Genomic DNA, 24,173 nt, shown 5'->3' with positions numbered 1-24,173 from the left:
TCGGTTAAATAAATTTCAGTGCATCTTATTATTGTTAGGCTAAATTTCAGTGAATCTTATTATCCAGAGCGCACAGCCACTGCTCAGTGCCCGCCTTGAGCAAGCGCGTGCACTTGCCGGTGGCGTGGCGGCCATTCGTCTCGACGACTATGCTGGGCGTATTCTCGACGTAGATTTAGCTCGGCGCTCGGAAGCCACCGCCTGGTGCGCTCAGCACCAGCTTGACGCAGCTTACCTGCCGCCACTGCATTTGGCTGACTTCGGCTTGGTTGTGATGGATATGGATTCGACCCTGATCACCATCGAATGCATTGATGAAATTGCTGATTTTTGTGGGCTTAAGGCTGAAGTCACGGCACTCACTGAGGCTTCTATGCGGGGCGAGCTGCGTGATTTTGGTGAGAGCCTGCGGCGTCGGGTTGCTTTGTTAAAAGGGCTTGATGCCAGTGTGCTGGAGCAAGTATGGCGTAAACGCTTAAAGCTCTCGCTAGGCGCGCAACGGATGCTTGCTGGCGTGCAAGCAGCGGGGTTGCATACGCTGTTAGTGTCGGGTGGCTTCACATTTTTTACAGAGCGGCTGACGGCTCGTCTGCGATTGGATTATGCGCACGCGAACCTGCTTGGCGTGAGTAATGGTAAGCTAACCGGTGAGGTGGTCGGTGAGATTGTTGATGCTCAGGTAAAAAGGCGCTGGCTCTATGAGGTCTGCGCTGAGTTGGGCATCACAGCTTCCCGTGCTATTGTCATAGGTGATGGGGCAAATGATCTGCTGATGATGGCGCCCGCGGGTTTGTCTGTCGCTTTTCAGGCGAAGCCAGTGGTGCGGCAGGCAGCACGCGTATCATTGAATTTTACGGGGTTAGACGGGGTCTTGCGCTTATTTGAATAAATGCGTGGTGGGTGTTTAGGAGACGCTGCTGATCATCCTGGAAGCCGTATTTTGACAAGGCGCAAGGTAATTAAAACAGGTCATAAAAATAGCAGGAGCGGCAGATGAAATACCAGATAACGACAGCAGTCAAAGTTGTATCCATGTTCTCAGTCCTGGCTTTAGTCGGCACCAGTAGGTTGGCGTTAGGCCAAATGCCAAAATCGCTTGATGCGCCGATTCATTACACCGTCAAAGTCGTCTCCAAGCTGTATGGCAATTCACAAGAAACGCGCCTGATTGCTTCAGGTGAAGTCGATGATTTTACTTGGAAAACGGTGCCGCCTACAGGGGCCGTGCCGATTGACCGGCAATGCTCGAACTGGGAAAATATGCCACGCGATAGCGAGCATGCAATGCTGCGGCAGACCAAAGTGCGACTGGCTCCAATTGTGGGTCACGACGGCGTTGCCACGATTCAATTAGGTTTTCGGGCGCACGCGCCTCAGGGGACTTATATTGAGACAAAGAAAAGTGGCCAGAAAGTGCGCTGTCCGAAAGACCGCATGCATCACCAGATTGTGCGCTTTACATTGCCAACGAATGGCGGATCTAAAACAATCAAGCTGACGGATGGAACTATTTTGACGGTGAGGGCAACTAGGTAAAATCAAGCATTTGATGCGATTGCCTGTAAGACACAGGCAATGCTAAGTTGGTTGCGGGGGCAGGATTTGAACCTACGACCTTCGGGTTATGAGCCCGACGAGCTGCCAGACTGCTCCACCCCGCGTCCGGTAAGAACAGAACTATAGCAAACTGTTCTAGTTTACGCAAGTAAATTCTTTTTATTTTTTGCAAAATCGCCTGCGGAGTTTGTTTGGCGCATGTGTTTATCGATCCTGCGCGTTGTGATGGCTGTCAGTTTTTGAAGGTTGCACGGGCCAGCCACTGTATCATCGTATAGCTTAGCCCAGCGTTGTTTTGCATGATGTTCAAAGTCACCAGAGTTTAAAAACATCACATCTCGAAACCTCAATTCAGGAATTAAACCCCGGTCGTCGCGTACGGTATTCACTATCGTGCGGCGTCCATGCTGTGATGAGTACGAGTTGGTCCGCCGGAAGTGTCGCCAACGCCCGGCCTAGATATTGCGCAATTGCCCGTTTGGCATCCAGTGGGGACGCGTAACTCAATTGTATGACTGCGGATCGCACCAGTCGGTGAATAACGCAGGGGACCTTGGGAGTTACATATCTTTCTTTAATATATCGATCTTGGTGTGTATTATTAAGATGGACTGTTTAATTCTCTTTGAAAGGAGAGTCTTATGTATGTGCCCACTACCTCTATTCCAACTCGATACTCAGTCAATTTTTCACAGACGCCGTCAATGCCCCAGGTCATTTTATGAGGCTCGCGCTGAATAAAAAAATATACGATAACGCATCCCAGGCGCTGGATGCTATCAGAACAATGACCGAACAGTCAGTTGGACGCGGCGGTATCGCGCATCACAGGAAGATTTCAACAACCTGGCACCACCTCAAAAAAGTTAACCGTGCCGGCTGCCCGGCTGCCAACGAAGACAGTGCCTATTATGTGAAAGAGAAGGCCATATGACAAAAGGTTTTCTCCTTGCCTTCCTGGCCGCATTCTGCTGGGGTGCCTCCATAGTCCTGAGCAAAGCTGGCTTGGAGCAGATGGATGCCGGAACACTATTCTTCTTCCAAATCCTCTCAGCGACACTGTTCTCCTGGGCTGTGCTGCTGATTAGCAGGAACCGCCTGACGCTGAACCGTCCAGCGCTCTGGGCGTATGCCACAGGTATCTTTGAACCCTTTCTGGCCTATATTTTGACCCTGTACGGGCTTGAGAAGGTTCCGGCCGGTGCGGCATCGGTGATTTTCTCCCTTGAATCAGCCATGATCCTGATACTTTCCGTGCTGATACTGAAGGTGAAAGTTAAGTCAGCGGGAACGTTTATTCTGCTGCTTGTCGGTGCTCTTGCGGGGAGCCTCTTGGTTGTATTCCCAGAAACCGGTAATCCTAGAGGAAGTTTTTCCGGGTATCTGCTGATTTTCGCCGGTGTACTGTCAGCCGCGTTCTGTGTGGTGATTTCATCCAGGCTGGTTAAGTCAATGAATCCCCTTCAACTGCTCACCGGCCAGCTGACGTATGCGGCCATTCTGGCTCCGGTGTTCCTGTTTTTTTCCGGAGCAAGCCTGCGTCTGCCGAAGGGGGCCGTTCTGCTGGTTATTGCATCGGGAACCATGCAGTATTTTCTGGCCTTCATTCTTTATTTGTACTCGCTTAAATGGGTGGAAGTACACATCGCCGGCGTGATGCTTTACTTCGTTCCGGTAATCGCACTTTTACTGTCATGGGTGTTTCTGGATGAAACGCTGAGTGCGGTTCAGACAGCTGGAGTAGTGCTTACTATAGGTAGTGTGTTTTTTCTTAGCCGTAAATACGAGCACTAAAGGACAACGTGCATTCCGGCTGATAAGAGGGATGGCTGGCAAGCGTGCGAGCGGCACTCTGTCCGCTCGCCGTGTTTTCAATAATTACGCTTTATGTCGCTTAATCACGCTGATAAATTTCTGCCCCACTGCGCCTGAATTCAATCGCCTTTTCGGTTTGGCCTTGAGCCAGCGCCTGTTCGTTCGAAATCCCTGCTTTGGCAGCGTATTCACGGACATCTTGCGTGATTTTCATGGAGCAAAAGTGTGGCCCGCACATTGAACAGAAATGCGCGACTTTGGCGGAGTCTTTAGGCAGTGTTTCATCATGAAATTCACGCGCTTTATCGGGGTCTAGGCCCAGATTAAACTGATCTTCCCAACGAAACTCAAAACGCGCCTTCGACAGCGCATTATCGCGAATCTGTGAGCCTGGATGCCCTTTGGCCAAATCTGCGGCATGAGCGGCGAGTTTATACGTGATCATGCCTTCTTTTACATCATTTTTATTGGGCAGACCTAGATGCTCTTTGGGGGTGACATAACAGAGCATGGCGGTGCCAAACCAGCCAATCATAGCGGCGCCAATGCCTGACGTAATGTGATCGTAGCCTGGCGCAATATCGGTGGTGAGCGGTCCCAGCGTATAAAAGGGCGCTTCGTCGCACCAATCGAGTTGCAACTCCATATTTTCTTTGATTAACTGCATCGGCACATGGCCTGGACCCTCAATCATGACTTGCACATCATGCTTCCAGGCGACTTGGGTGAGCTCGCCGAGCGTTTTTAATTCGGCTAATTGAGCCTCATCATTAGCATCGTAAATCGAACCGGGACGCAGTCCATCGCCGAGCGAAAAACTGACGTCATAGGCTTTCATGATGGCGCAAATTTCTTCAAAATGCTCGTAAATAAAGCTTTCGCGGTGATGCGCCAGACACCATTTGGCAATAATGGAGCCGCCACGCGACACAATGCCGGTCATGCGCTTGGCGGTCATTGGCACATAGCGCAGTAGCACGCCGGCATGAATGGTGAAGTAATCTACCCCTTGTTCAGCCTGTTCAATCAAGGTGTCGCGAAAAATTTCCCAGGTTAAGTCTTCGGCTTTGCCATTGACTTTTTCAAGCGCTTGGTAAATGGGTACGGTGCCAATAGGGACGGGGCTGTTGCGCAGAATCCATTCACGGGTTTCATGAATATTTTTGCCGGTCGACAAATCCATCACCGTATCTGCACCCCACCGGATGGCCCAGGTCATTTTATCGACCTCTTCACCAATTGATGAGCCCAGAGCTGAATTACCGATATTGGCGTTGACTTTGACCAAGAAATTGCGGCCGATGATCATCGGCTCGAGTTCGGGGTGATTGATATTGGCAGGGATGATGGCTCGGCCGCGGGCGATTTCGTCGCGCACAAATTCCGGCGTAATTTCATAGGTGTTGTTAACTGAGCCTGGCTGGCTCGACAGGGCCGCACCAAAAGCCTGCCCTGGATGTTGGCGGCCGAGTAAGGCGGCGAGCCGCTCGCCTTGTGGGCCACTGCTGCGTAGGTTGGCTAGATATTCGGCGCGGCATTGGTTCTCGCGGATGGCGATAAACTCCATTTCAGGGGTGATAATGCCCTGCCGCGCATAGTGCATCTGAGTAACATTGGCGCCTGCTTTGGCGCACCGTGGCACGCGCTTGGAGCCGGTAAATTGTGACTCCGTATGGCTTTTCTCAGCCGTATGTTCGCGGCCAAAGCGGCTGCTAGGTTGCGGCAGCGCTTCCGTATCGCCGCGTTCCTCAATCCAAGTGTCGCGCAAGGCCGCCAAACCGCAGCGGATATCAATCTTGGCCTGCGGATCAGTATAGGGCCCCGAGGTATCGTAGACGAACAGCGGCGGATTTTTTTCGGCACCGAAGCTGCTTGGAGTATCGGCTTGTGAAATCTTGCGCATGGGTACGCGCAGGTCGGCCCGTGAGCCAGTCACATAAATTTTGGTTGAATTAGGCAAAGCCTCAATCGCCGCGCTATCAACAAGCGCGGTGGCGGAAATGAATTTTGGTTTAGTATTCGTAGTTGTCACAATAGCACTCCAGTTAGCAGTTATGTGCGAATTCGTTTCTTGAAGGACCCAGACTCACTTGAAGCCACAAGCTTACAGCTTCATTGGCAGCACGCAAAGAACTATTTATGGGCGTTGCAATTTAACTGCATTATCTGCTTTAAACCTTAGATTATTGAGCGTTTTCAGCATGGCCTAGATTCCCGGCTTTTAGATTCAGATTGTCGCTGGCCTGAAAAAAGTATAGAATTATAAACTTAATGGGAGCTTAAGCTCGGCAACGCAAGGTAAAGCATGTAGCTAGCAAAACAGATGGGCATTGAGCCCATTTTTTTTTGGCAGCAGATCAGTGTCGCTGCAAAGGCCGCTTAAGCCATTTTTCAGGCAGCTTTGGGTGGAGTCAATACGTGCAACTGATAGAAACTACAGTCAATGGACTGGGTTATGAACTGGTTGATATTGAGTATGGCGCGCGTGGTGTGTTGCGTGTCTTTATTGATCAAGCAGCGGGTATTAAGATTGAGGATTGTGCAAAAGTGAGCCACCAACTGCAGCATGTGCTGACGGTTGAGAATGTGGATTATGAGCGCCTTGAAGTGTCCTCGCCAGGATTAGATCGGCCACTAAAAAAATTGGCTGATTTTGAGCGTTTTGCGGGCAGTGAGGCAGTCGTCACACTGAAAAGAACGCTGGATGGCCGTAAGCAATACCGAGGTATTTTGCAGCAACCTCAAGGTGAAACCATGAAGTTGCAATTTGAAGGCAAAGAAGGGTTAACGGTACTAGATTTTACCTTAGCTGACCTTGATAAGGCTCGCCTTGTGCCGCAAATAGAATTTTAGGAGCTATAAAGCAATGAGTCGCGAAGTATTGATGCTGGTAGATGCGCTCGCCCGCGAAAAAAACGTGAGTAAAGAGGTTGTCTTTGTCGCGCTTGAGGCGGCCCTCGCTTCAGCCACCAAGAAGCTTTACAATGAAGATGTAGAGATTCGGGTGGCCATTAACCGTAGCAATGGGTCTCATGAATCTTTTCGTCGTTGGCTGGTGGTGCCGGATGAGGCGGGCTTGCAAGAACCCGACAAACAGGTTCTGTTGTTTGAGGCACTTGAGCAAATCCCGGATATCGAAGTCGACGATTATCTTGAAGAGTTGGTTGAATCGATTGGCTTTGGCCGGATTGGCGCGCAAGCAGCTAAACAAGTCATCCTACAAAGGATTCGCGATGCCGAGCGCGAGCAGATCCTGAATGATTTTCTGGAGCGCGGCGAAGTCATCATGACCGGTACTATCAAGCGGCTTGATAAAGGCAACTTGATTGTTGAGTCAGGGCGTGTTGAAGGGGTGTTGCGTCGTGATCAACTGATTCCACGGGATAATCTCCGAGTCGGTGATCGCGTCCGGGCTTGGCTGCTTAAGGTTGACCGTACCGCCCGCGGCCCGCAGATCGAACTCTCGCGCACAGCGCCAGAATTTCTGATGAAATTATTTGATATCGAAGTGCCTGAGATCGAGCAAGGTTTGCTTGAAATTAAATCGGCAGCGCGCGATCCAGGCACACGTGCAAAAATCGCGGTGGTTGCCTATGATAAAAGAATCGACCCGATTGGCACGTGCGTTGGCATTCGTGGCTCGCGAGTGCAAGCCGTCCGCAATGAACTTGGCGGCGAAAATATCGATATCGTACTTTGGTCGGAAGAGCCAGCCCAATTTGTCATTAATGCCTTGGCGCCAGCGGTCGTGCAGTCGATCATGGTGGATGAAGAAAAACATGCAATGGATGTGGTTGTAGACGATGCTGAATTGGCGGTTGCAATTGGTCGTAGTGGGCAGAACGTGCGTTTAGCCAGTGAGCTTACCGGTTGGCAAATCAATATCATGACGCCAGACGAGTCGGCTGACAAGCAAGCGCAGGAACGTTCAGGTTTGCGTGATTTATTTATGGCCCGTTTAGATGTCGATGAAGAAGTCGCTGACATTTTACTGGATGAAGGCTTTGCGAGCCTCGAAGAAGTGGCTTATGTACCGCTGAACGAAATGCTTGAAATTGAGGCATTGGATGAAGCTACGGTACATGAGTTGCGTAACCGGGGACGTAATGCATTGTTGACTATGGCGATTGCAAACGAAGAGGAAGTTGAAAATATCGCCCTTGATTTGAAAACGCTTGAAGGCATGAATCCCGACTTGCTTTCAAAACTGGCTGCGCACCAGATCCAAACGCGTGATGAATTAGCGGAATTGGATACCAGCGAGCTCATTGAGATCGCTGCAATGGATGAAGAACTTGCGAAAGCTTTAATCATGAAAGCACGCGAACACTGGTTCGAATAAGCGTAGCGAGTTGATGTGCGCTTGGGCTATGCCCAAGCAATAGCATGAAAGAGCCTGTTTTAGGCGGGAAATAGAAATTAATGAGGAATGAATGGCGAGCAATAATGTAGCTCAATTTGCCGCGGAGCTTAAAATGCCTGCTGGTGTGTTGCTAGAGCAATTACGCGCAGCGGGCGTTGATAAAAAAAGCACGGATGATTCGCTGTCGGAGGCCGATAAGGCCCGTCTGTTGGAGCATTTGCGCCGCGCCCATGGTGCGGATGATGCGGAAAAACGCAAAATTACGCTGACTCGTAAACAAGTATCGGAAATTAGACAATCTGACGCTACGGGTAAAGCTCGTACCATTCAAGTCGAAGTGCGGAAAAAGCGTGTCTTTGTTAAACGTGACGAAAATGTTAGCGAGACCCGTGTTAGCGAGCCCCCAGTGGCCGAGCCCAACGAAGTGAATGAAGCAGAGTTGGAGCGCCGCCGTGAGGATGAAGCGCGCCAGCAGGCTGAACTATTCGCTCGTCAGGCGCAGGAACAGCAGGAACGCCAAGCACAGCTTGCACAGGAAGAAGCTGAGCGCAAGCTTCGCGAGGAAGCCGCCGAAGCTGAGCGCCGTCGTGTCGAAGAGGAGGCTGCCAAACAAGCTGCTGCTAAACAAGCCGCTGCTGTACAAGCTGCCGCGGTAACTCAAGCAGCAGTAGTGCCAACTGAGACTTCGCCGCAGCCCTCGGCAGAGGTACTGAGCCAATCGACTCAGCAGGCGCCACTCACAGAGAAAAAGCCGCAAGTCACAGAGCAAAAACCGCAAGTCGCGGAGCAAAAACCGCAAACTGGGCAAGCAACTGTCGTGCGGACTGGGCAGCGCTATGTAGTTAGAAAAGCCAGCGCTAGCGCACATGAAATGGTCGCAAAAGCGCCCGTTGATGAAGCGGAAATCCAACGCCGGCGCGCTGCTGCTGAGGCAGAGGCACTTGCCATTCGAGAAATGATGAGCACGCCGCGTAAAGCAATGCGCGCGGTTGAACCCAAGCCAGTGGTAGCGCCGCCACCGCCGCCGGCAGCGGTGGCTGCCAAAGGGACCTTGCATAAACCTGCAAAACCAGCAGGTGCAACAGCGGTCAAAAAAGAAGTTAAAAAACCAGTCAGTGTCACCGCGACCACGGATAAAAAGAAACCGACCAAAACATCGAGTTGGCAAGACGATGCGGCCAAGCGCCGTGGCATCAAAACTCGAGGTGATGCGAGCGGCGGTGTCGACCGTGGCTGGCGCGGAGGCCCTAAAGGCGGGCGCAAGCATCATCATGATGACCGTACGTCTTTTCAAGCGCCAGAGCCTATTGTGCGCGAAGTTCATGTGCCTGAGACCATTACCGCGGCAGAACTTGCGCATAAGATGTCCGTGAAGGCTTCTGAAGTGATTAAAGTCATGATGAAGCTAGGCCAGATGGTGACCATCAACCAAGTGCTGGATCAAGAAACAGCAATGATCGTGGTTGAAGAGTTGGGCCATAATGCGCTAGCGGCTAAGCTTGATGATCCAGAAGCATTGTTGTTAGAAGGCGATTCATATGATGCGGAGAGATTGCCACGGCCGCCGGTCGTGACGGTCATGGGCCATGTGGATCACGGTAAAACCTCACTGCTTGATTATATTCGCCGAGCTAAAGTCGCCTCCGGCGAGGCAGGAGGCATTACCCAGCACATTGGCGCCTATCATGTTGAAACGCCACGCGGGGTTATTACCTTCCTTGATACGCCTGGCCATGAGGCCTTCACCGCCATGCGCGCACGCGGCGCGAAGGCTACGGATATCGTCGTGTTGGTCGTAGCGGCCGATGATGGCGTGATGCCACAAACCAAAGAAGCAATTGCTCATGCTAAAGCAGGCAATGTGCCGATTGTGGTCGCGATCAATAAAATCGACAAACCTGGCGCGAATGAAGAACGTGTCAAGCAAGAGTTGGTCGCCCAAAGTGTAGTTCCCGAAGAATACGGTGGCGACGCTCCGTTTATGCGTGTTTCCGCTAAAACGGGAGAGGGTATTGATGAATTGCTTGAGCAAATTTTACTGCAGGCGGAAGTACTTGAATTAACTGCACCCGTCACAGCCTTGGCTAAGGGTTTAGTGATTGAAGCACGCTTGGATAAAGGGCGCGGACCGGTAGCAACGATTTTAGTGCAATCAGGTACCTTAAAAGGTGGCGATATTGTGCTCGTGGGCGCGGCTTATGGCCGTGTGCGCGCTATGCTGGACGAAAATGGTAAGCCAACGGCGCAAGCAGGCCCTTCCATTCCGGTTGAAATTCAAGGGCTATCCGAAGTGCCGCGCGCTGGCGAAGAAGTAATCGTCTTGCCAGATGAACGTAAAGCACGTGAGATTGCACTCTTTCGTCAAGGTAAATTCCGTGATGTTAAGCTAGCCAAACAGCAAGCTGCGAAGCTTGAAAATATGTTTGATCAAATGGCTGAAGGTGAGGTCCAAAACCTGTCCTTGATCATCAAAGCAGATGTGCAAGGTTCGCAAGAAGCACTAACGCACACGCTGACAAAACTGTCCACCAACGAAGTGCGGGTACAAGTTGTGCATGCAGCCGTGGGCGGCATTAGTGAGTCGGATGTAAACCTGGCGACTGCCTCTAAAGCGGTGGTGATCGGCTTTAATACGCGTGCTGATGCTCAAGCGCGTAAACTTGCCGAAGCCAACGGTATTGATATTCGCTACTACAATATCATTTACGATGCCGTCGACGAAATGAAAGCGGCCATGTCAGGCATGCTTGCGCCAGAGAAAAAAGAAGTGATTTCTGGTCTGGTCGATGTGCGGCAGGTATTTCGTGTGCCTAAGATGGGTGCGGTTGCTGGTTGCATGGTGCTCGAAGGGTGGGTTAAACGCTCGTCTCAGGTACGTGTATTACGCAACAATGTGGTGATCCATACCGGTGAGCTTGAGTCACTTAAGCGTTTCAAAGACGATGTGCGTGAAGTGAAGGCTGGCTTTGAATGCGGTATGTCCGTTAAGAACTTTAACGATATCCTTGAAGGCGATCAACTTGAAGCCTTTGAGATTACGGAAGTCGCACGGACACTATAAAAGCTGTATTGACTATGCCTAAAAAACGGACTAACCCTGAGCGCATCACGCGCATCGCAGATCAAATCCAACGTGATTTGTCTGAAATGATCATGCGCGGTGAAGTGAAAGATCCTCGCATTGGCTTTGTCACGCTGCAAAGCGTGGAGCTTACGCCTGATTATGCTCATGCCAAAGTGTGGTTTACTACGCTCTCAGGGGACCCGAAAACCTCGGGTACAGCGTTAAACCATGCCGCCGGGCATTTGCGTAATCTGCTGTTTAAGCGCTTGCATATCCATACGGTGCCCACGCTCCATTTCCTCTTTGATGAGACGCTTGAAAAAGCCGCGGAGATGTCACGTTTAATTGATGAAGCAAATACAGTGCGCGCGAAGGATTAACGCGCCGCATGATAGTCAGCTGACGACGCTATAAATTCCATACAGTTATGGCGAATGCTCAATCTACCAAGCCTGCCCGGCATGCGCTGGATGGCGTACTCCTGCTTGATAAGCCTCTCGGCCTTTCTAGCAATGAAGCGTTAATTCGCGCTAAGCGGCTGCTTTTGGCGAAAAAAGCCGGACACACTGGCACGCTTGACCCGCTCGCTTCTGGCCTTTTGCCACTCTGTTTTGGCGAGGCCACAAAATTCTCCAGCGATCTACTGAACGCAACTAAGCTCTATGAAGCCACGCTCGTACTCGGCGTCTGTACGACCACGGCGGATGCCGAAGGCGAAATAGTGCAGACCCGACCAGTCCACTGCGAACTGCAAGCAGTACATGATGTGCTAGCCCGCTTTCGAGGCGAAATATGGCAAGTGCCGCCAATGTATTCAGCGCTTAAGCGAGATGGCAAGCCACTGTATGAATATGCGCGTGCAGGCATCACGCTTGAGCGTGACGCGCGTCCAGTGACGATTGAGGCGCTAGAATTGATCGATTGTATGCTACCTGCATCCGCTCAAATAAGTCCATTACCGATCGCAGCAGACGCAATGCCGATCGCAACAGGCACAATGCGGATTCGCGTGCAGTGTAGTAAGGGAACGTATATACGCGTGCTTGCGCAAGACATTGGCGAAGCACTCGGGTGCGGGGCGTATCTAAGCGCGCTCCGCCGGACCGGGGTAGGCTCATTGCAACTCACCGATGCGGTGACGCTGGATGTGCTTTCAAGCGCTTCTCATACGGCGCGTCTAGCGTGTTTGCAGCCCGCTGACACCTTACTTTCAACCTACCCAGCTGTGCGCCTGGCGGCCGATCTAACGCACCGTTTTAAGCAAGGACAACGCTTACGCTTGCCCGCTGAAGTAGAACTGGAGTCAGCTCCCATCACGCTACCTGAAGCGCTCAACACGGCGCTGGTGCGGGTCTATGGCGAGACCTCTCAATTTTTAGGGACGGCGCGTTTAATCGAAGGCATATTAGCGCCTGAGCGGCTGATTGCAAATCAATAAACGACTGATTTTTATCGCGGCGTTTATTAGCGCTAGCTGAGGCAGGGGAGTGCTGGATTGAATTCACCGCCGCCGCGCAAGCCCCGTGGAATTCCCCTCTGATTGCTAAAATCACTTAGAATATTAGTTAAATTCTATTGGACTTTATAATTAATAGGTTTAAACTTTTACCTAGTTGCTTGCTACATTTTAAGTTCCAATTTATTTCTAACACACGCACAGGAGTCCTTATATGAAAACCGTTGGTGACACACTAGAAGCCTTTACCGTCGCGGCCGCGAAGCCTGGTTTCAACCATCATGAAGAGAATGGGCAATCGGCATTTGAAAATATCACTGAGCAATCCTTTCCGGGCAAATGGAAAATCATTTACTTCTACCCGAAAGACTTCACCTTCGTCTGCCCGACTGAGATTGTCGAGTTTGGCAAACTGACGAAGGACTTTGCCGATCGTGACGCGATCTTACTCGGTGGCAGCAGCGACAACGAATTTGTTAAACTGGCTTGGCGTCGGGAGCACAAAGATCTGGATAAACTTAACCACTACGCGTTTGGTGATGTCCGGGGAGAGTTGATTGACCAACTTGGGATTCGTGACCACGAGGCCGGCGTAGCACTGCGTGCGACGTTTATTGTGGATCCAGACAATGTGATTCAGCATGTTTCGGTCAACAATCTCAATGTGGGTCGCAATCCACAAGAAATCCTGCGTATTTTGGATGGTCTGCAAACCGATGAACTGTGTCCATGCAATCGGGCAGTCGGTGGCGCAACGCTGTAACGTGAACTTACAAAAAAAGCCCGCATCAACGGGCTTTTTTTAACCACGCATAGGGACCCCCAATGGAATTCTTAAATGCAATCAAGGATTTAATTCCCGACTACGCGAAGGACATTCGCTTAAATATTGATGGGACGATCGCGCGCTCTTCGCTAGAAGGCAATGACGCGATTGGCGTCGCATTAGCGGCCGCATTTGCCGCAAAAAGCGGCAAACTCGTCGACATCATCAAACGTGCGGGCCAATTATCTACTGAAGAACAAAATGGCGCATTAACCGCTGCGGCATTGATGGGCATGAACAATACCTGGTATCCGTATTTGGAAATGGCCGGTGATGCCGAGCTAAAAGGGCAGCCAGCAGGATTGCGAATGAATGCTTACGCGCAGCATGGCGGCGTGGATAAGCGGCGTTTTGAAATGTATGCATTAGCCGCATCGATTATTGGTCAATGCCACTTTTGCGTCAAAGCGCACTTTGATACGCTGGTTAAAGAAGGCATGAGCACAACGCAGTTGCGTGATGTAGGTAGAATTGCAGCGGTGGTGAATGCCGCTGCTCTAGTTATAGTAGCGGAAGAGGGATGAATCAGTTAGAATAGCGCGCTTAGCCGTCGAAGTAGGGCAGTATGCGGGGGTGGCGAAATTGGTAGACGCACCAGGTTTAGGTCCTGACGCCAGTAATGGTGTGCGGGTTCGAGTCCCGCCCCCCGCACCAAAAAATTCTTATAAATTAAAGACTTACGTTTTTATAAAAGTCCTTTTCTTCCCTGAAATTCGGTGGAATTCGGTACAGAAAGACAGCTTTTTGCCAGCATTTTTTAGCAAAAATGTGCAATAGTTTTATTCCATCGTTCTCCGTTAGTAGCCAAGACCAAATATAACTGACGAGTTATTTTTAGGCCTCTGGGGTGCTTTAATAATCCGGATATTCCGTGAAAGCTTTTTTAGCAAAAACGGCAATAGCTTTTTCACCCGCTTTGTCATCTGCTGAAGGCATCCAGCGACCATAGCGCCGCGCAATTATTGTCCAGTCTGAATGCCCCATTTGTTTAGCTACCCACATTGGATGCTCGCCAGCCGATAGCATCATCGAGGCATAGGTGTGCCGCGTTTGATAAGGGCGGCGATAACGTACCTCAGCACGTCGTATAGTTGATTGCCAAGTCTTCCATATTTCATGGTCGCCCTGCCAGCGTTGATTGGTTTCTGGATTATGGAATACAGGATTGCTTTTAAGTGAAAAAGTATGGGCTTTTTGCGCGTTTAGCGCAGCAAGTGCTGGGGGAAGAATCTTTACGTCTCGTCGTCCTGCTAAGTTGGTCACGCCCAAAGACTCGCTGGTGAGCCGCAACGACCTGAGCCTGGGCCACCCCTGGATTTGGTTGGCGCTCATACGTACGGACATGGCTTGTCCCGCAAAGCGAACCGGAACGCTATAACGATTTCTATCCACGCGCACCAAGCTGGTGTTTGAGACTCGCATCATCTGTTCAACATAACCCTCAAACGGTGCGACGATTGGGCGTAACAATCGTTGCTCTTCTTGGAAACATTCGCTGATGGTGCGCTCAGCATGGCAGGGGTGTTTGCGTTGAGCGAGTTCTCGGCAGCGTATAGCCAGCCAGTCATTGAGCTCGGCCAGATTAGCAAAGCGCACAAGCGGCGTGAATAGCCATTCTCGTACGTTGCCCACCTGATTCTCAATTTGCCCTTTCTCCCAGCCTGCTGCTGGCGTACAGGCGACCGGCTCGAATCAGTAATGATTGGCTAGAGTCAGAAAACGCCGATTAAATTGACGTTCCTTACCGACTAATATGGTGTCCACCACCGTCTTGAGATTATCGTAGATGATTCGGTTGGGCACACCACCTAGAAAAGCAAAAGCCCGCCTATGTGCATCGAATACCATCTCTTGGGTTTCGCGCAGATAGGCTACAACAAAGAGCTAACGGCTATACGCGAGCCGAAAATGTGCCACCTTGACTGTTTGCCCAACGCCCCCTAGTTCGACATGCTCATGGCTCCAATCAAATTGGCAAGCGTCAGCAGGCTCAAATACGAGCGGCACAAAAACCTGTGTGACTCGCGGCCCTTGAGCCTTCAGTTTCCAATCCTTAACAAAGCGTTGCACGCTGTCATAAGCACCCTGGTACCCCACTTCCTGTAACCCTTCAAACAATCTACGGGCGGTACGACGACGGCTACGGGGAAACTTTGCTTCTTGTTCTAACCATTGCTCTAGTTGCCCTTCATAAGCCCCCAATTGGGGGCGTATTGGCTGTGCTCGCTCATATTTGGGCTCCTTACCGTCTCCACATTTTTGCGCACTGTCGGGCGCGATAGACCCATCTCTCGCGCTATCGCGCTGATGCTCTGCTTTTGTACTTTGTATCGACGTCTTATCTCGTAAATCATATCCATGTAAAACACTCCAGTTACCCCGGCAAATTCGCCGGATCATTGCATAAATAGGGTGGAAACTTTTGGACGCTGTTTCCCCTCCTAAACTGGAAAGTTTTGCACGCTGATTAACACCGCTCGGCTTATTATTGGGCGCATCATCGTAGGGGCGGGGCTGAGCATCGCTGCTAGCTCGGTCCTGATGCTATTCCCTGAATTGCCATTAATGGCAATCACTGGCCTAGGCGCAGCTTTGGGGATTCTCGGGCAGTCTTATCTCGAATTGATCGTACAGCGCTGGTTTAACAAACATCCGAATCAAGATGTGGATTGATTGGATAACACCACGGCCCCGATTATTGGGCCTTGCAATGGCCGCATTCAGCTTCGGTGTGTGGTGCGCGGGTTATTTTTATTATGGGCCGCGTATTCAAAAAGAACACTCGGCATTGGTGCACTATAAAGCGCAGCTTGCTCTAGCGCACGCCGAACTTACACAAGCGCAGTACAAACTTGCTACTCACGTTGAGATTCAATACCGCGACCGCATCAAAGTCATCAAAGAAAAAGGCGACACGCTTATTAAGGAAATACCCATCTATGTTACGCAAGCTGATGCTGCCCATTTTGGCGTTAACGTTGGCTTCGTGCGCCACTACAACGCCGCATTTACCCGTGAATCTGCCGGACCTGCCGCCAAGTCTGACCGAGAACCCGCCAATATTTCGCTTACTGAGATTGCAGCAATCAATGCCTTCAACGCTAGCGTCTGCCGGCAGTGGCGCGAACAGACGCTTGGATTAAGGGCATTCTATCGACAGTTGCAGCAAACGCAGCAGTCCGCTATAGCAGAGGATCGGTGCTCCTCCTCAAGCTGGCAAAATAGCACCCGTTGAAATTGAGATATTTATAATTTTCCCTGTGTCCATTTCGGTCAGCGAAAGTATCCCCTGTTCATCATTGATAGTCCAATCTGTAATAATGTCTGTGGGAACATCCCATATCTCTGTTAAGTCTCTCGTAACAACTTGCGCACCTATTTCATGAACAATGCAAAGGTTTCCATTTTTCAATAGTGCCATGTCAAAAAAGTCTCCATTTAGCCACAACAATCGGCTTTCAATAGTTGGGGATGGTTGGATAGTAGACACCGCTGCTAAGTAAGAATCAAAGGCTACATACAGAGTTTGATGTCTTTCGACAAGCAGCAATTTAGGTTTTACAATCATACGTGCAATTGCCACACCAAGCCCAAAATCAAATTCATTTGAATCAGATTCAATCGCATAGCATTCATTAATTGCTTGGTGCTTAGAACCCAAGATTAGCCATTTCTCATACTTATCCTGAAGTGCTTGCTCAAGGTCCCTCACACGACCAAAAGATTCAGTCATAGAAATCATCATTATTTTCCTATCTTGGTTTGTGGGCGTACCGACCACCCTCAGACTTAATTATTTTTCCTGTAGTCAAAAGATTACCTGCCCAAATCGTTTCGAGCAATGCGCCACCCTTCGGTCCTATTAGCACAGAATGGCGTACCGCACGGCCATTTTTTTGAATTTTAATAATATTTTTTGGATTACCGTAAACTTCTAAAATAGACTTATAAAGGTATTGTCGGGAAGCAGGGGTATCAGGTAACCCAATTCTTTCAAGCTGGCGCAGCATATCTCGGGAGCGCTCAATGCCGTGCTCTGTTCCTGCTGCTTTCCCAAAAAAATACTGTAACTTTTCCTCGACTTTTGAGGCATTCACTGGCTGGCTAACCGTCGTCAGGAGTTTACCATCAGCCGCAGAAGCGCCGCCCGCTTTCGCCAAGTGTTCAGACTTCGAGAGGCTAGAAAATTCTTCCAGTGTTTTCTTACCCACATGAATTCCAGCCTTGCCCAGCGATGCAGTGAGCTTGGTTACCCCAGCTGCTGCTATCATTATCGAGCCTACTTGCCAAATTAAATTGCCTAAATCCCGACCCAGTTGCACGGCATTCTGGTCGCCACCTTTCTCCAGCGCGACCTGCATCCGGCTAATTTTGGCATCTAACTCAGCGGCAATCGCTTCGCCTATTTGATCCCGTACTTCTTTGTAATCAGAGAAGCCAATCCTGCTAGGCTCTTGGGCAGGTCCGTAAAAAATTCAACTAACCCTTCTGCATCCGCCCAACCCGCTTCAGCCAAACCGCTGAGCAGACCTGACATCGTCAATGCATCTTGCTTTGCTGAAATGCCCGTCCATTTAATCATTGTCCCTGCTTCGCAGGCGAGACTATCTTCACAGGCTTTTAATTCTTTTTGGGCTTGGGCCTTTTGCTCCGTAGCCAGCCAGTTGTTTTCTATCGCGATGCTCGCGCTCGTCAGCGCTGAGGATGGATCCTGCCCAACAGCTGCAGCAATACCCGTGACCAAACCCGCCAATAGATTGCGTTTCGCTTCTTGCTCTTGTTGCGTTGCATCAGAATCTGTTTTGAATAAGTTCGTCAATAAACTGGAAGTGGCTCCTCCTATCGCGCTAGCACTTATGATTTGATTGCTAGCGACTGCTCCGCCAGCTGCCACTAAGGCATGTAGTGTCGCATGTGCTGCACTGCCTTCTGTTAGAGCCTTAGCTTGCACCAACTTGCCGATATAGCTTGCGCCTTGCTGCTGGATTAAATTCACCACGCCGCTTTGCACGAACTGTGCGGTTGTACCGGTTACATTGCCAGAGGCTGCGGCTGTTAACGCAGTCAATACCCGCCGGTTGAGGCCACCTGGACCCCACTTATCATTCAACGCTTTCGCTTGCACACGCAACTCAGCTGCGTCTTCCTTTAACTGCTGCCGTAGCTCCTCCGGGATCAACGCGTTTTCATTGGCGAGTGTTTCTTTATTTTTAGCTTGCTGAATCTTACGATCCGCATCTTTGGCTCTATGTTGAATGAACGTATTCACTTCCCGGCCCAATGCCTGAACGATTTCAAAGCCCGCTTCAATCTCCGCTTGATTAAAAATTGGTGCGAGCGCCGAATGGTTGAGCGCTGGGTAGCGGTTTAGGCTGGCGAGGGTGTCCTCTGAACTTTGCCCTGTTAACGCCTTGTGCCGAGTCTCATCCGTAATCACGATCTGAGCGCCACTGAGGGTACTCTTTGTTGTAGACGATGCAGTGCCCGAAGCACTCATTGTGTTCTGTACGTTTTCAATTTCAAGATCACCCTCGGTTCTGGCTTCTACTTGCTGAGCAGGCGTGCTCTATGCTTATGAGCGGATTTAGGATTTAAATTTGAATAAACGAAAAAAAAACCACTTGTAAGCGGTCGGCACAATAACAATTGAGTTCAATTCTCATCAGGCGGTTTAGGCCATTCGATCTCGGTCGAAAAGCTGGACTGCTGCTCGATGCGGTTGAGTTTGACGCGATATAGCTTCCATGCTTTGAGGCGCTGTTTTTCGTTATCAGTGGCGATGTTGAGGTCTATCTCGCCGATGAACCTGCTGCGGCGCGTCGCTGCTCAATGAAGCTTCTGAGTATACGGATTGGATAGAAGGAAGGCCCTGGCGCGAAGCGCACAACGTATAATTATCGCCTCGCGCGTTTACGATCAAACATTATGTCCCCAGTGGTTCCGCACCATACAGAAACCTCAACTCCGCCAAGGCACGTGCCCGGCGTCTCCGTGCCCTTTCGATCCCGCTCGCTTGCTTGGCTGAACATTCCGGCTGCCGCGCTATGCGTCGTGCTGGCCGGGTGCGTGGCCTCACTGCCTGTGCTGCCCGCCCCACCTGCGGCGGTCGATCCGATAAGCCTCTTTCCGATGGCCGCCTACAGTCAGGATGTCGACCACTGGATCGACCCGCTCGGCCCCGATTACGACACGCCGTTCCTGAGCGCACGTGATCAGCACGCCCAGTTCGAAGCGCTTTACTCGCGCTATTTTGGCACCGATGCGAACAGCGCTTCGCCCTGGAACCACGCTTTCATCGACACGCCCGCGCACGACAAAAGCGATGGCGATATCGCCAGCTGGCTGCTTCAGCGGATCGCCGTCTACGACAACACCGGCAAGCCCGGTAGATATATCGGCTATGGTCAGAACCTTAGGCCTCAGACGAAATCGTGGATCGATGCAATCGCTCAAAACATGGACGTCGGGCAGTTCGAGCACGCGGTACCCTACACACCTGGGCGTCGCGCGATTGCAACCGGCAACCTGCTCGTGCGCGAACTGCCAACCATGGATCCTTTTTTCTATTCTCACCGTCTTGCGGGCCAAGGCTACCCGTTTGATAGCCTGCAAGTCTCGGCGGTTCGGCCGGGCACGCCGCTTTACGTGTGGGGGAGTAGCTTGGACGGCGGCTGGTGCTACGTGCAGGCACCTGACGTGCAGGGCTGGGTGCGCAGTGACAACCTCGGTTTCGTCGACGACACATTCGTCGACACCTGGAGGAACACCGCACGTCAGGCGTTGGGGGCAGTCATCACCGCTTCGGTGCCGGTTCGTGACAGTCACGGGGCATTTCGCTTCGACGCGCCGGCCGGCACGGTTCTGCCACTCCGACCTGGCACGACACCCGGGATGCGCGAGGTTCTCGTTCCTGCCCGCAATATCGACGGCCAGGCGGTCATCAGCATTGCGCAATTGAGCGACACGCAGATCGTACCGGCGCCGTGGAGCGCAACGCCGCGCCATCTTGCGACGCTGCTCAAAGCGCTGATCGGGCGCCCGTATGGCTGGGGCAACATGGGGCTGTATAACGACTGTTCATCCGAACTGAAAAACATCTTTGCTGCCTTCGGCATATGGTTGCAACGAAATTCGTTCGGCCAGATGACTGCTGGGCAAATAACCGATCTTTCCATCGCCACGCCGGCTGAACGGCTCGATTACCTCGCACGCAACGGGCAACCGATGCGCACGCTGGTTTATATCAACGGCCACGTAATGCTGTACCTCGGCAACACCACGCGCGGCGCTCAAACCGTGCCGGTGGTCTATCACGGTGTGTGGGGGCTGAGCCCGGCCGATAATAGCTGGCGGGCGATCATCGGTGGCACGTTGATCCAACCTTTGTTCGAAAGTATTCCTGAAGATCTGGCGTTGCAGTCGCTCGCCGCCAAACCGATTTTCCAGATCAGTATCCTCGGAGCACCCGCGGCGGACACTCCGGTTCAATCCGACGACGGCAGTCAGCGTTGAGTGTCGAGTAAAAGCGAAGCATTGCTACTTCGCTCTCCTCCAAGAACCGTGCATGCGAATCACTCCGCACACGGCTCAAGCAATTCGTCAGCCCCAGACTCTGGAACCGGGCAGTATTACAGAGATTGAGTTTGGCGTCGGTTAAAGTAGGAAGACCAGACCGGATCAAAGGGATTCGCGGCGCTTTGTATTTTGACGTGCCTACGAATAGGGACGGTGTTAGCCTGGAAGAGTTCGGTAAGGTGCAAACCCTGACCGGAGCAACTCTTCGTAGCAAATACCCAGCTACGGTTCCCGATGGTCTGGAAATACTTCTTTATAATCCATTTGACTGCTTTGTTAGGATGTCGGCGTTTTGCCCATTTCCATAGGATTTGCCAAATGTGAGCGTCTATCCGTGAGAAGGTGTGCTTGGACACTACGTGGCGATGATACATTGCCCAGCCCCGAATGATCGGGTTCAGTATCATGATCATCACCTCTTGCGTGGCGCTGCGGCACCTTCTAACGATTTCTCGGACCTTATCCAGAAGTGATTTAACACTTTTCTTTGCGGGTTTGATGAGTAACTTGCCCGAGTACTTGCGTACATTTTGGCCGAGGAAGTCGAACCCATCCGAGATGTGAGTGATCTTGGTTTTCTCTTCTGAGAGTTCCAGTCCACGCGCAGCCATAAATTGCCTGATCGCAGGGAGTATTTTGTGTTGTAGAATCTCTTGCGAGATTCCGGTGACCACGAAGTCATCTGCATAACGGATGACGTTGAGTTTTGCTTGTCGGCGGGCGTATTCGGATAGACCTACGCTTGCGTAAACAGCTGCCTCTAAACCATCCAACGTCATATTCGCTAGTACGGGTGAGAGGATACCGCCTTGCGGAACTCCATCCGTGCTATTGAACAGGGTATCTTCACTGATATATCCGGCTTGAAGCCACTTACGCAGGAGCTGCTTGTCCATTGGGATGTTTTCTAAAAGCCACGATTTGCTGATGTTATCGAAACAGCCGCGGATATCGCCTTCTAGAATCCACTCTGCCGAGGATTGCCTAGCGAGAGCGATGAAACAGTGTTCTATGGCGTCTGCAGTCGAGCGATAGGGCCGAAACCCATATGAGTTTGGGTCTGCTGTGCACTCTGCAATAGGTTCCAGAGCGAGCTTCCATAAAGCTTGCATCGCTCGGCACCGCATGCAGGGAATGCTCAGCGGACGCTTCAGGCCGTTGCTCTTGGGAATGTAAATACGCCGTAGTGGCATGGCACGATATCCGTGGTGCCGCAACAAGCCCATTCCTTTCCATTTGGCCGCTGAAGTTGACCAAATCTTGCCGTCAACTCCTGGCGTCCTTTTACCTCTGTTTTCCGTCACTCGTTTCACGGCGAGCATCTTGCCGCTGTACGAGCGGGTCAGCAGATGTTGTAGTGCTTTTGCTTTACCCCATCTGCCTTCCAATACTGCCTTAGCGATACGCGCCTGAAGTCGCTTCACTTCCGCCATAATGTGGGGCCAATTGGCTTGTTCCCACTTCAAGGCTTCGCGCACAGGCGCACCATTGCCGACGCCTTTCGCTTGCGCTGAGGTGTCGAGCTCTGTCATCTGCATTCCTGTGTGTAACGATTGGTCAAGTTATCTCGCTATGAATTGCTAAGCGGAAGTTGGCTCACTTTCGTGCCGGACTATATTGCAGTCCGTATCCAACCCATTACAGATTGGCATGCTTTTTTCCGCTATCCTCTGCCCGCAGCGCCAACAGCTTTCCTTGCGGTTTGCCTGCCGTTTCCGGCAGCGTTACGGGTTTACCCTGTTTCGTTTGAACTTCAGTGCGTGTCGGACCCCTCCTATATGCCGACGGTTGTACGTCCATGTTGATCGAAAGTTAAGCGACCAATCCTAACCGCTTACCTTGTTGGTTCAGGCCCAGCACTTTTGGCCTGTTGGATGTTACGGCACTTGCAGAGGTTCACTTATGTTGGTCGTATTCACACATCCCTAGCCCCTCTCCGCTTTAGTGCTAGCAGATTCGGCTTTGCTTCACAGCGCGGCCTACCGATATCTCGGTGGTTACATTGTCTTCGGAGCTTCACACCGGACCGTTGCCAGCCCCGCATGTCCGAGTAGGGAACGGCTGATGGAGCAGCCGGTCTCGTCCAGTTGTACTATTACTGTGAGACAGAGGTTCAAACGACTTTCAGGTCGCACTAACTTAGCATCCACTGATTAAAGCGTTCGATGACTGCATGTTGATGAGTCATCCAGTACAAGCCATTACTAGGCAGACCTTTTTTGATATTGTCTGGATAGGTTGGAATAAGCTTGGCATACTTCAGATCAATGTAGCCTGGCCTTAAGACTGCAGGCTGGGTAGGTCCAATTCCGTAAGGCACAAGCAGCGCTTGGCGCTTTGGGTCGCTAGCAAATTGGATAAATTGACGGCACACGTCAGCGTTAGGCGCGCCTTTCAAAATAGCCAGGCTATCGTATCCATAAATCTGTTGATCCCAAGAAAATGCTACCGAGGCATCGGCCGCGATAGCCGATAATGCACTGGCATGAAAAGCCGGTATTAAATCTACCTCACCGGACTTCAATAGGTGTTCAGCCTCTGGCGCACTTTGCCACCAAACAGCAATATGCGATTTGATTCTATCAAGGCTGCGAAACGCACGGTTAAGGTCGCAAGGGTAAACTTCGCTTGGAAGGGCACCATCAGCCAGCAGCGCTTCTTCTATCGTATCGAAAGGAATCTTACGCAGTCCACGGCGGCCAGGAAAATTCTCCATATCCCAAAAATCCTTCCAGGTTTTTGGTACGGCGCGTCCTTTGAAAGCATCTGTCCGATATGCCAGCACGGTGGTAAATACATCAATACCCACAGCGTAAGGTGTCATGAATTGCGGCAAAATGGTTGAAACGACAGGATCGTGCTCAAGTCTATGCGGCTCTAAATAAGCAGAGCCTAAGAAATGGATCGCTCTATGACTAAGGCATGCCATATCCCACGTGTATGTCTTCGTTTCGACCATGGTCTTAATCTCTGCGGTCGGTTCCGCTTTTGATGAAACGCCGACTACTTCAATACCTGTTTCTTTCCTAAAGGATTCAAATAGTATTTTTGTATAGGCTTTGTGTGCATTGCCACCAGAAGTGCGAATGACAATTCTTTGAGGTTTCTTTTCTTTGGAGGCCGCCCTAGAAGGGGAGGTAAGGTGTGGCGCACAGAGTGCTGCTGCACCGCAAGCAGCTATTTTTTTGATCCAGTTTCTGCGGCTAGATGGGGGAGGCCGATTTTTATCATCCATACTAAAGCGTTCCATGCAGAGTTTTTTCTGACACTTAGCACATCAATCCCACTGATGATTCCCAATGGCGCAACTGGGGAAGTTCAGGCCGCTATGGCCACTGCAAATGGCTTAACATACTTTGCAGTGGCCCGAACATAAGATTTGTCCTTGTACAAGGCAAAATAGCCCAGAGATATCCACAAATATTGTGCATAACTACGTTGAAAAGTATCTCATATCTTTCTCAAAGGCAGGCGGGATAAGGCCATTCTTTAGGTTGACTAGATTTTAGCACCAGTG

General features: G+C 51.0%; 25 protein-coding genes and 2 tRNA genes. 15 read left to right on the top strand and 12 right to left on the bottom strand.

Annotated elements, in window-relative coordinates; all coding sequences use genetic code 11:
• The first annotated feature begins 43 nt into the window (after positions 1 to 43).
• Both serB and KMZ15_RS04970 read left to right on the top strand, forming a co-directional pair.
• Positions 44 to 889 carry a phosphoserine phosphatase SerB gene (gene serB / locus KMZ15_RS04975; RefSeq protein ID WP_223694718.1) on the top strand — a complete coding sequence of 282 codons (846 nt, stop codon included), beginning with the start codon at positions 44 to 46 and terminating at the stop codon, positions 887 to 889.
• Positions 890 to 993: 104 nt separating this feature from the next.
• The gene (locus KMZ15_RS04970; protein WP_223691198.1) at positions 994 to 1,536 is read left to right on the top strand and encodes a DUF6013 family protein; all 543 of its coding nucleotides are present in this window, start codon (positions 994 to 996) and stop codon (positions 1,534 to 1,536) included.
• 48 nt (positions 1,537 to 1,584) lie between these two features.
• Here KMZ15_RS04970 and KMZ15_RS04965 read toward each other — a convergent pair.
• Positions 1,585 to 1,661, bottom strand: a tRNA-Met gene (locus tag KMZ15_RS04965).
• A gap of 36 nt (positions 1,662 to 1,697) precedes the next feature.
• The gene (locus KMZ15_RS04960) at positions 1,698 to 1,946 is read right to left on the bottom strand and encodes a hypothetical protein (protein WP_223691197.1); all 249 of its coding nucleotides are present in this window, start codon (positions 1,944 to 1,946) and stop codon (positions 1,698 to 1,700) included.
• A gap of 332 nt (positions 1,947 to 2,278) precedes the next feature.
• Here KMZ15_RS04960 and KMZ15_RS04955 point away from each other — a divergent pair, with 332 nt between their 5' ends.
• Both KMZ15_RS04955 and KMZ15_RS04950 read left to right on the top strand, forming a co-directional pair.
• Positions 2,279 to 2,491, top strand: coding sequence for a hypothetical protein (locus tag KMZ15_RS04955; protein WP_223691195.1), 213 nt, complete (start codon positions 2,279 to 2,281; stop codon positions 2,489 to 2,491).
• Positions 2,488 to 3,351 (top strand): DMT family transporter, encoded by an 864-nt coding sequence (locus KMZ15_RS04950; RefSeq protein ID WP_223691193.1) that lies wholly within the window; start codon positions 2,488 to 2,490, stop codon positions 3,349 to 3,351. Before KMZ15_RS04955 ends, KMZ15_RS04950 begins: the two co-directional genes overlap by 4 nt.
• 100 nt (positions 3,352 to 3,451) lie before the next feature.
• Here the strand turns inward: KMZ15_RS04950 and thiC are convergent, their stop codons facing one another.
• A complete protein-coding gene (gene thiC / locus KMZ15_RS04945; RefSeq protein ID WP_223691190.1) occupies positions 3,452 to 5,404 on the bottom strand; it encodes a phosphomethylpyrimidine synthase ThiC in 1,953 nt (650 codons plus the stop codon).
• A 386-nt stretch (positions 5,405 to 5,790) separates the two neighbouring features.
• On the opposite strand from thiC, the gene rimP reads away from it, so the two are divergent.
• The 8 genes from rimP to KMZ15_RS04905 all read left to right on the top strand — a co-directional run bounded on the left by rimP (position 5,791) and on the right by KMZ15_RS04905 (position 13,735).
• Positions 5,791 to 6,225: a ribosome maturation factor RimP gene (rimP, locus tag KMZ15_RS04940; RefSeq protein WP_223691188.1), complete on the top strand. Its 435-nt coding sequence runs from the start codon at positions 5,791 to 5,793 to the stop codon at positions 6,223 to 6,225.
• Positions 6,226 to 6,238: 13 nt separating this feature from the next.
• A complete protein-coding gene (gene nusA / locus KMZ15_RS04935) occupies positions 6,239 to 7,714 on the top strand; it encodes a transcription termination factor NusA (protein ID WP_223691186.1) in 1,476 nt (491 codons plus the stop codon).
• Positions 7,715 to 7,805: 91 nt separating this feature from the next.
• Positions 7,806 to 10,796, top strand: coding sequence for a translation initiation factor IF-2 (infB, locus tag KMZ15_RS04930; RefSeq protein WP_223691184.1), 2,991 nt, complete (start codon positions 7,806 to 7,808; stop codon positions 10,794 to 10,796).
• 14 nt (positions 10,797 to 10,810) lie between these two features.
• Positions 10,811 to 11,179: a 30S ribosome-binding factor RbfA gene (gene rbfA / locus KMZ15_RS04925; RefSeq protein ID WP_223691182.1), complete on the top strand. Its 369-nt coding sequence runs from the start codon at positions 10,811 to 10,813 to the stop codon at positions 11,177 to 11,179.
• 47 nt (positions 11,180 to 11,226) lie between these two features.
• Positions 11,227 to 12,237 (top strand): tRNA pseudouridine(55) synthase TruB, encoded by a 1,011-nt coding sequence (truB, locus tag KMZ15_RS04920; protein ID WP_223691180.1) that lies wholly within the window; start codon positions 11,227 to 11,229, stop codon positions 12,235 to 12,237.
• 232 nt (positions 12,238 to 12,469) lie between these two features.
• Positions 12,470 to 13,018, top strand: a complete 549-nt coding sequence (locus KMZ15_RS04915) for a peroxiredoxin (RefSeq protein WP_223691179.1) — start codon at positions 12,470 to 12,472, stop codon at positions 13,016 to 13,018.
• A 62-nt stretch (positions 13,019 to 13,080) separates the two neighbouring features.
• The gene (locus KMZ15_RS04910; protein ID WP_223691178.1) at positions 13,081 to 13,605 is read left to right on the top strand and encodes a carboxymuconolactone decarboxylase family protein; all 525 of its coding nucleotides are present in this window, start codon (positions 13,081 to 13,083) and stop codon (positions 13,603 to 13,605) included.
• Between the two features lie 43 nt (positions 13,606 to 13,648).
• A tRNA-Leu gene (locus tag KMZ15_RS04905) sits at positions 13,649 to 13,735 on the top strand.
• A gap of 198 nt (positions 13,736 to 13,933) precedes the next feature.
• On the opposite strand, the gene KMZ15_RS04900 is transcribed toward KMZ15_RS04905, so the two are convergent.
• The 3 genes from KMZ15_RS04900 to KMZ15_RS04890 are packed head-to-tail and all read right to left on the bottom strand — an operon-like array spanning position 13,934 to position 15,481.
• The gene (locus KMZ15_RS04900) at positions 13,934 to 14,713 is read right to left on the bottom strand and encodes a hypothetical protein (RefSeq protein ID WP_223691177.1); all 780 of its coding nucleotides are present in this window, start codon (positions 14,711 to 14,713) and stop codon (positions 13,934 to 13,936) included.
• Positions 14,714 to 14,773: 60 nt separating this feature from the next.
• Entirely contained in the window at positions 14,774 to 14,929 is a 156-nt protein-coding gene (locus tag KMZ15_RS04895; protein WP_223691176.1) for a hypothetical protein, read from the bottom strand.
• Between the two features lie 36 nt (positions 14,930 to 14,965).
• Positions 14,966 to 15,481 carry a hypothetical protein gene (locus KMZ15_RS04890; RefSeq protein ID WP_223691174.1) on the bottom strand — a complete coding sequence of 172 codons (516 nt, stop codon included), beginning with the start codon at positions 15,479 to 15,481 and terminating at the stop codon, positions 14,966 to 14,968.
• Positions 15,482 to 15,544: 63 nt separating this feature from the next.
• Between KMZ15_RS04890 and KMZ15_RS04885 the strand changes: the two genes are divergently transcribed.
• Complete coding sequence (locus KMZ15_RS04885) at positions 15,545 to 15,754, top strand: hypothetical protein (RefSeq protein WP_308710628.1); 210 nt, start codon at positions 15,545 to 15,547, stop codon at positions 15,752 to 15,754.
• A 37-nt stretch (positions 15,755 to 15,791) separates the two neighbouring features.
• Positions 15,792 to 16,316, top strand: coding sequence for a hypothetical protein (locus tag KMZ15_RS04880; RefSeq protein ID WP_223691172.1), 525 nt, complete (start codon positions 15,792 to 15,794; stop codon positions 16,314 to 16,316).
• Here the strand turns inward: KMZ15_RS04880 and KMZ15_RS04875 are convergent.
• The 4 genes from KMZ15_RS04875 to KMZ15_RS09000 form a co-directional block, all read right to left on the bottom strand.
• Positions 16,290 to 16,826, bottom strand: coding sequence for a hypothetical protein (locus KMZ15_RS04875; protein WP_223691170.1), 537 nt, complete (start codon positions 16,824 to 16,826; stop codon positions 16,290 to 16,292). The genes KMZ15_RS04880 and KMZ15_RS04875 overlap by 27 nt on opposite strands.
• 7 nt (positions 16,827 to 16,833) lie before the next feature.
• Complete coding sequence (locus tag KMZ15_RS04870; RefSeq protein ID WP_223691168.1) at positions 16,834 to 17,442, bottom strand: hypothetical protein; 609 nt, start codon at positions 17,440 to 17,442, stop codon at positions 16,834 to 16,836.
• Between the two features lie 41 nt (positions 17,443 to 17,483).
• Positions 17,484 to 18,578 (bottom strand): hypothetical protein, encoded by a 1,095-nt coding sequence (locus KMZ15_RS04865; protein ID WP_223691160.1) that lies wholly within the window; start codon positions 18,576 to 18,578, stop codon positions 17,484 to 17,486.
• 155 nt (positions 18,579 to 18,733) lie between these two features.
• Positions 18,734 to 18,862, bottom strand: a complete 129-nt coding sequence (locus KMZ15_RS09000; protein WP_223694714.1) for a tail fiber assembly protein — start codon at positions 18,860 to 18,862, stop codon at positions 18,734 to 18,736.
• Between the two features lie 270 nt (positions 18,863 to 19,132).
• On the opposite strand from KMZ15_RS09000, the gene KMZ15_RS04860 reads away from it, so the two are divergent.
• A complete protein-coding gene (locus KMZ15_RS04860) occupies positions 19,133 to 20,593 on the top strand; it encodes an SH3 domain-containing C40 family peptidase (protein WP_223694712.1) in 1,461 nt (486 codons plus the stop codon).
• Between the two features lie 116 nt (positions 20,594 to 20,709).
• Here the strand turns inward: KMZ15_RS04860 and ltrA are convergent, their stop codons facing one another.
• Together ltrA and KMZ15_RS04850 are read right to left on the bottom strand one after the other, a co-directional pair.
• Positions 20,710 to 22,188, bottom strand: a complete 1,479-nt coding sequence (gene ltrA / locus KMZ15_RS04855; protein WP_223691158.1) for a group II intron reverse transcriptase/maturase — start codon at positions 22,186 to 22,188, stop codon at positions 20,710 to 20,712.
• A 602-nt stretch (positions 22,189 to 22,790) separates the two neighbouring features.
• A complete protein-coding gene (locus tag KMZ15_RS04850) occupies positions 22,791 to 23,891 on the bottom strand; it encodes an ABC transporter substrate-binding protein (protein WP_223691156.1) in 1,101 nt (366 codons plus the stop codon).
• Positions 23,892 to 24,173: the final 282 nt, after the last annotated feature.

This window comes from Mycoavidus sp. HKI, from assembly GCF_020023735.2.
Lineage (GTDB): Bacteria > Pseudomonadota > Gammaproteobacteria > Burkholderiales > Burkholderiaceae > Mycoavidus.
Note: the sequence above shows the minus strand (reverse complement) of the source record. Positions and strands in the feature narration are given on the sequence as shown.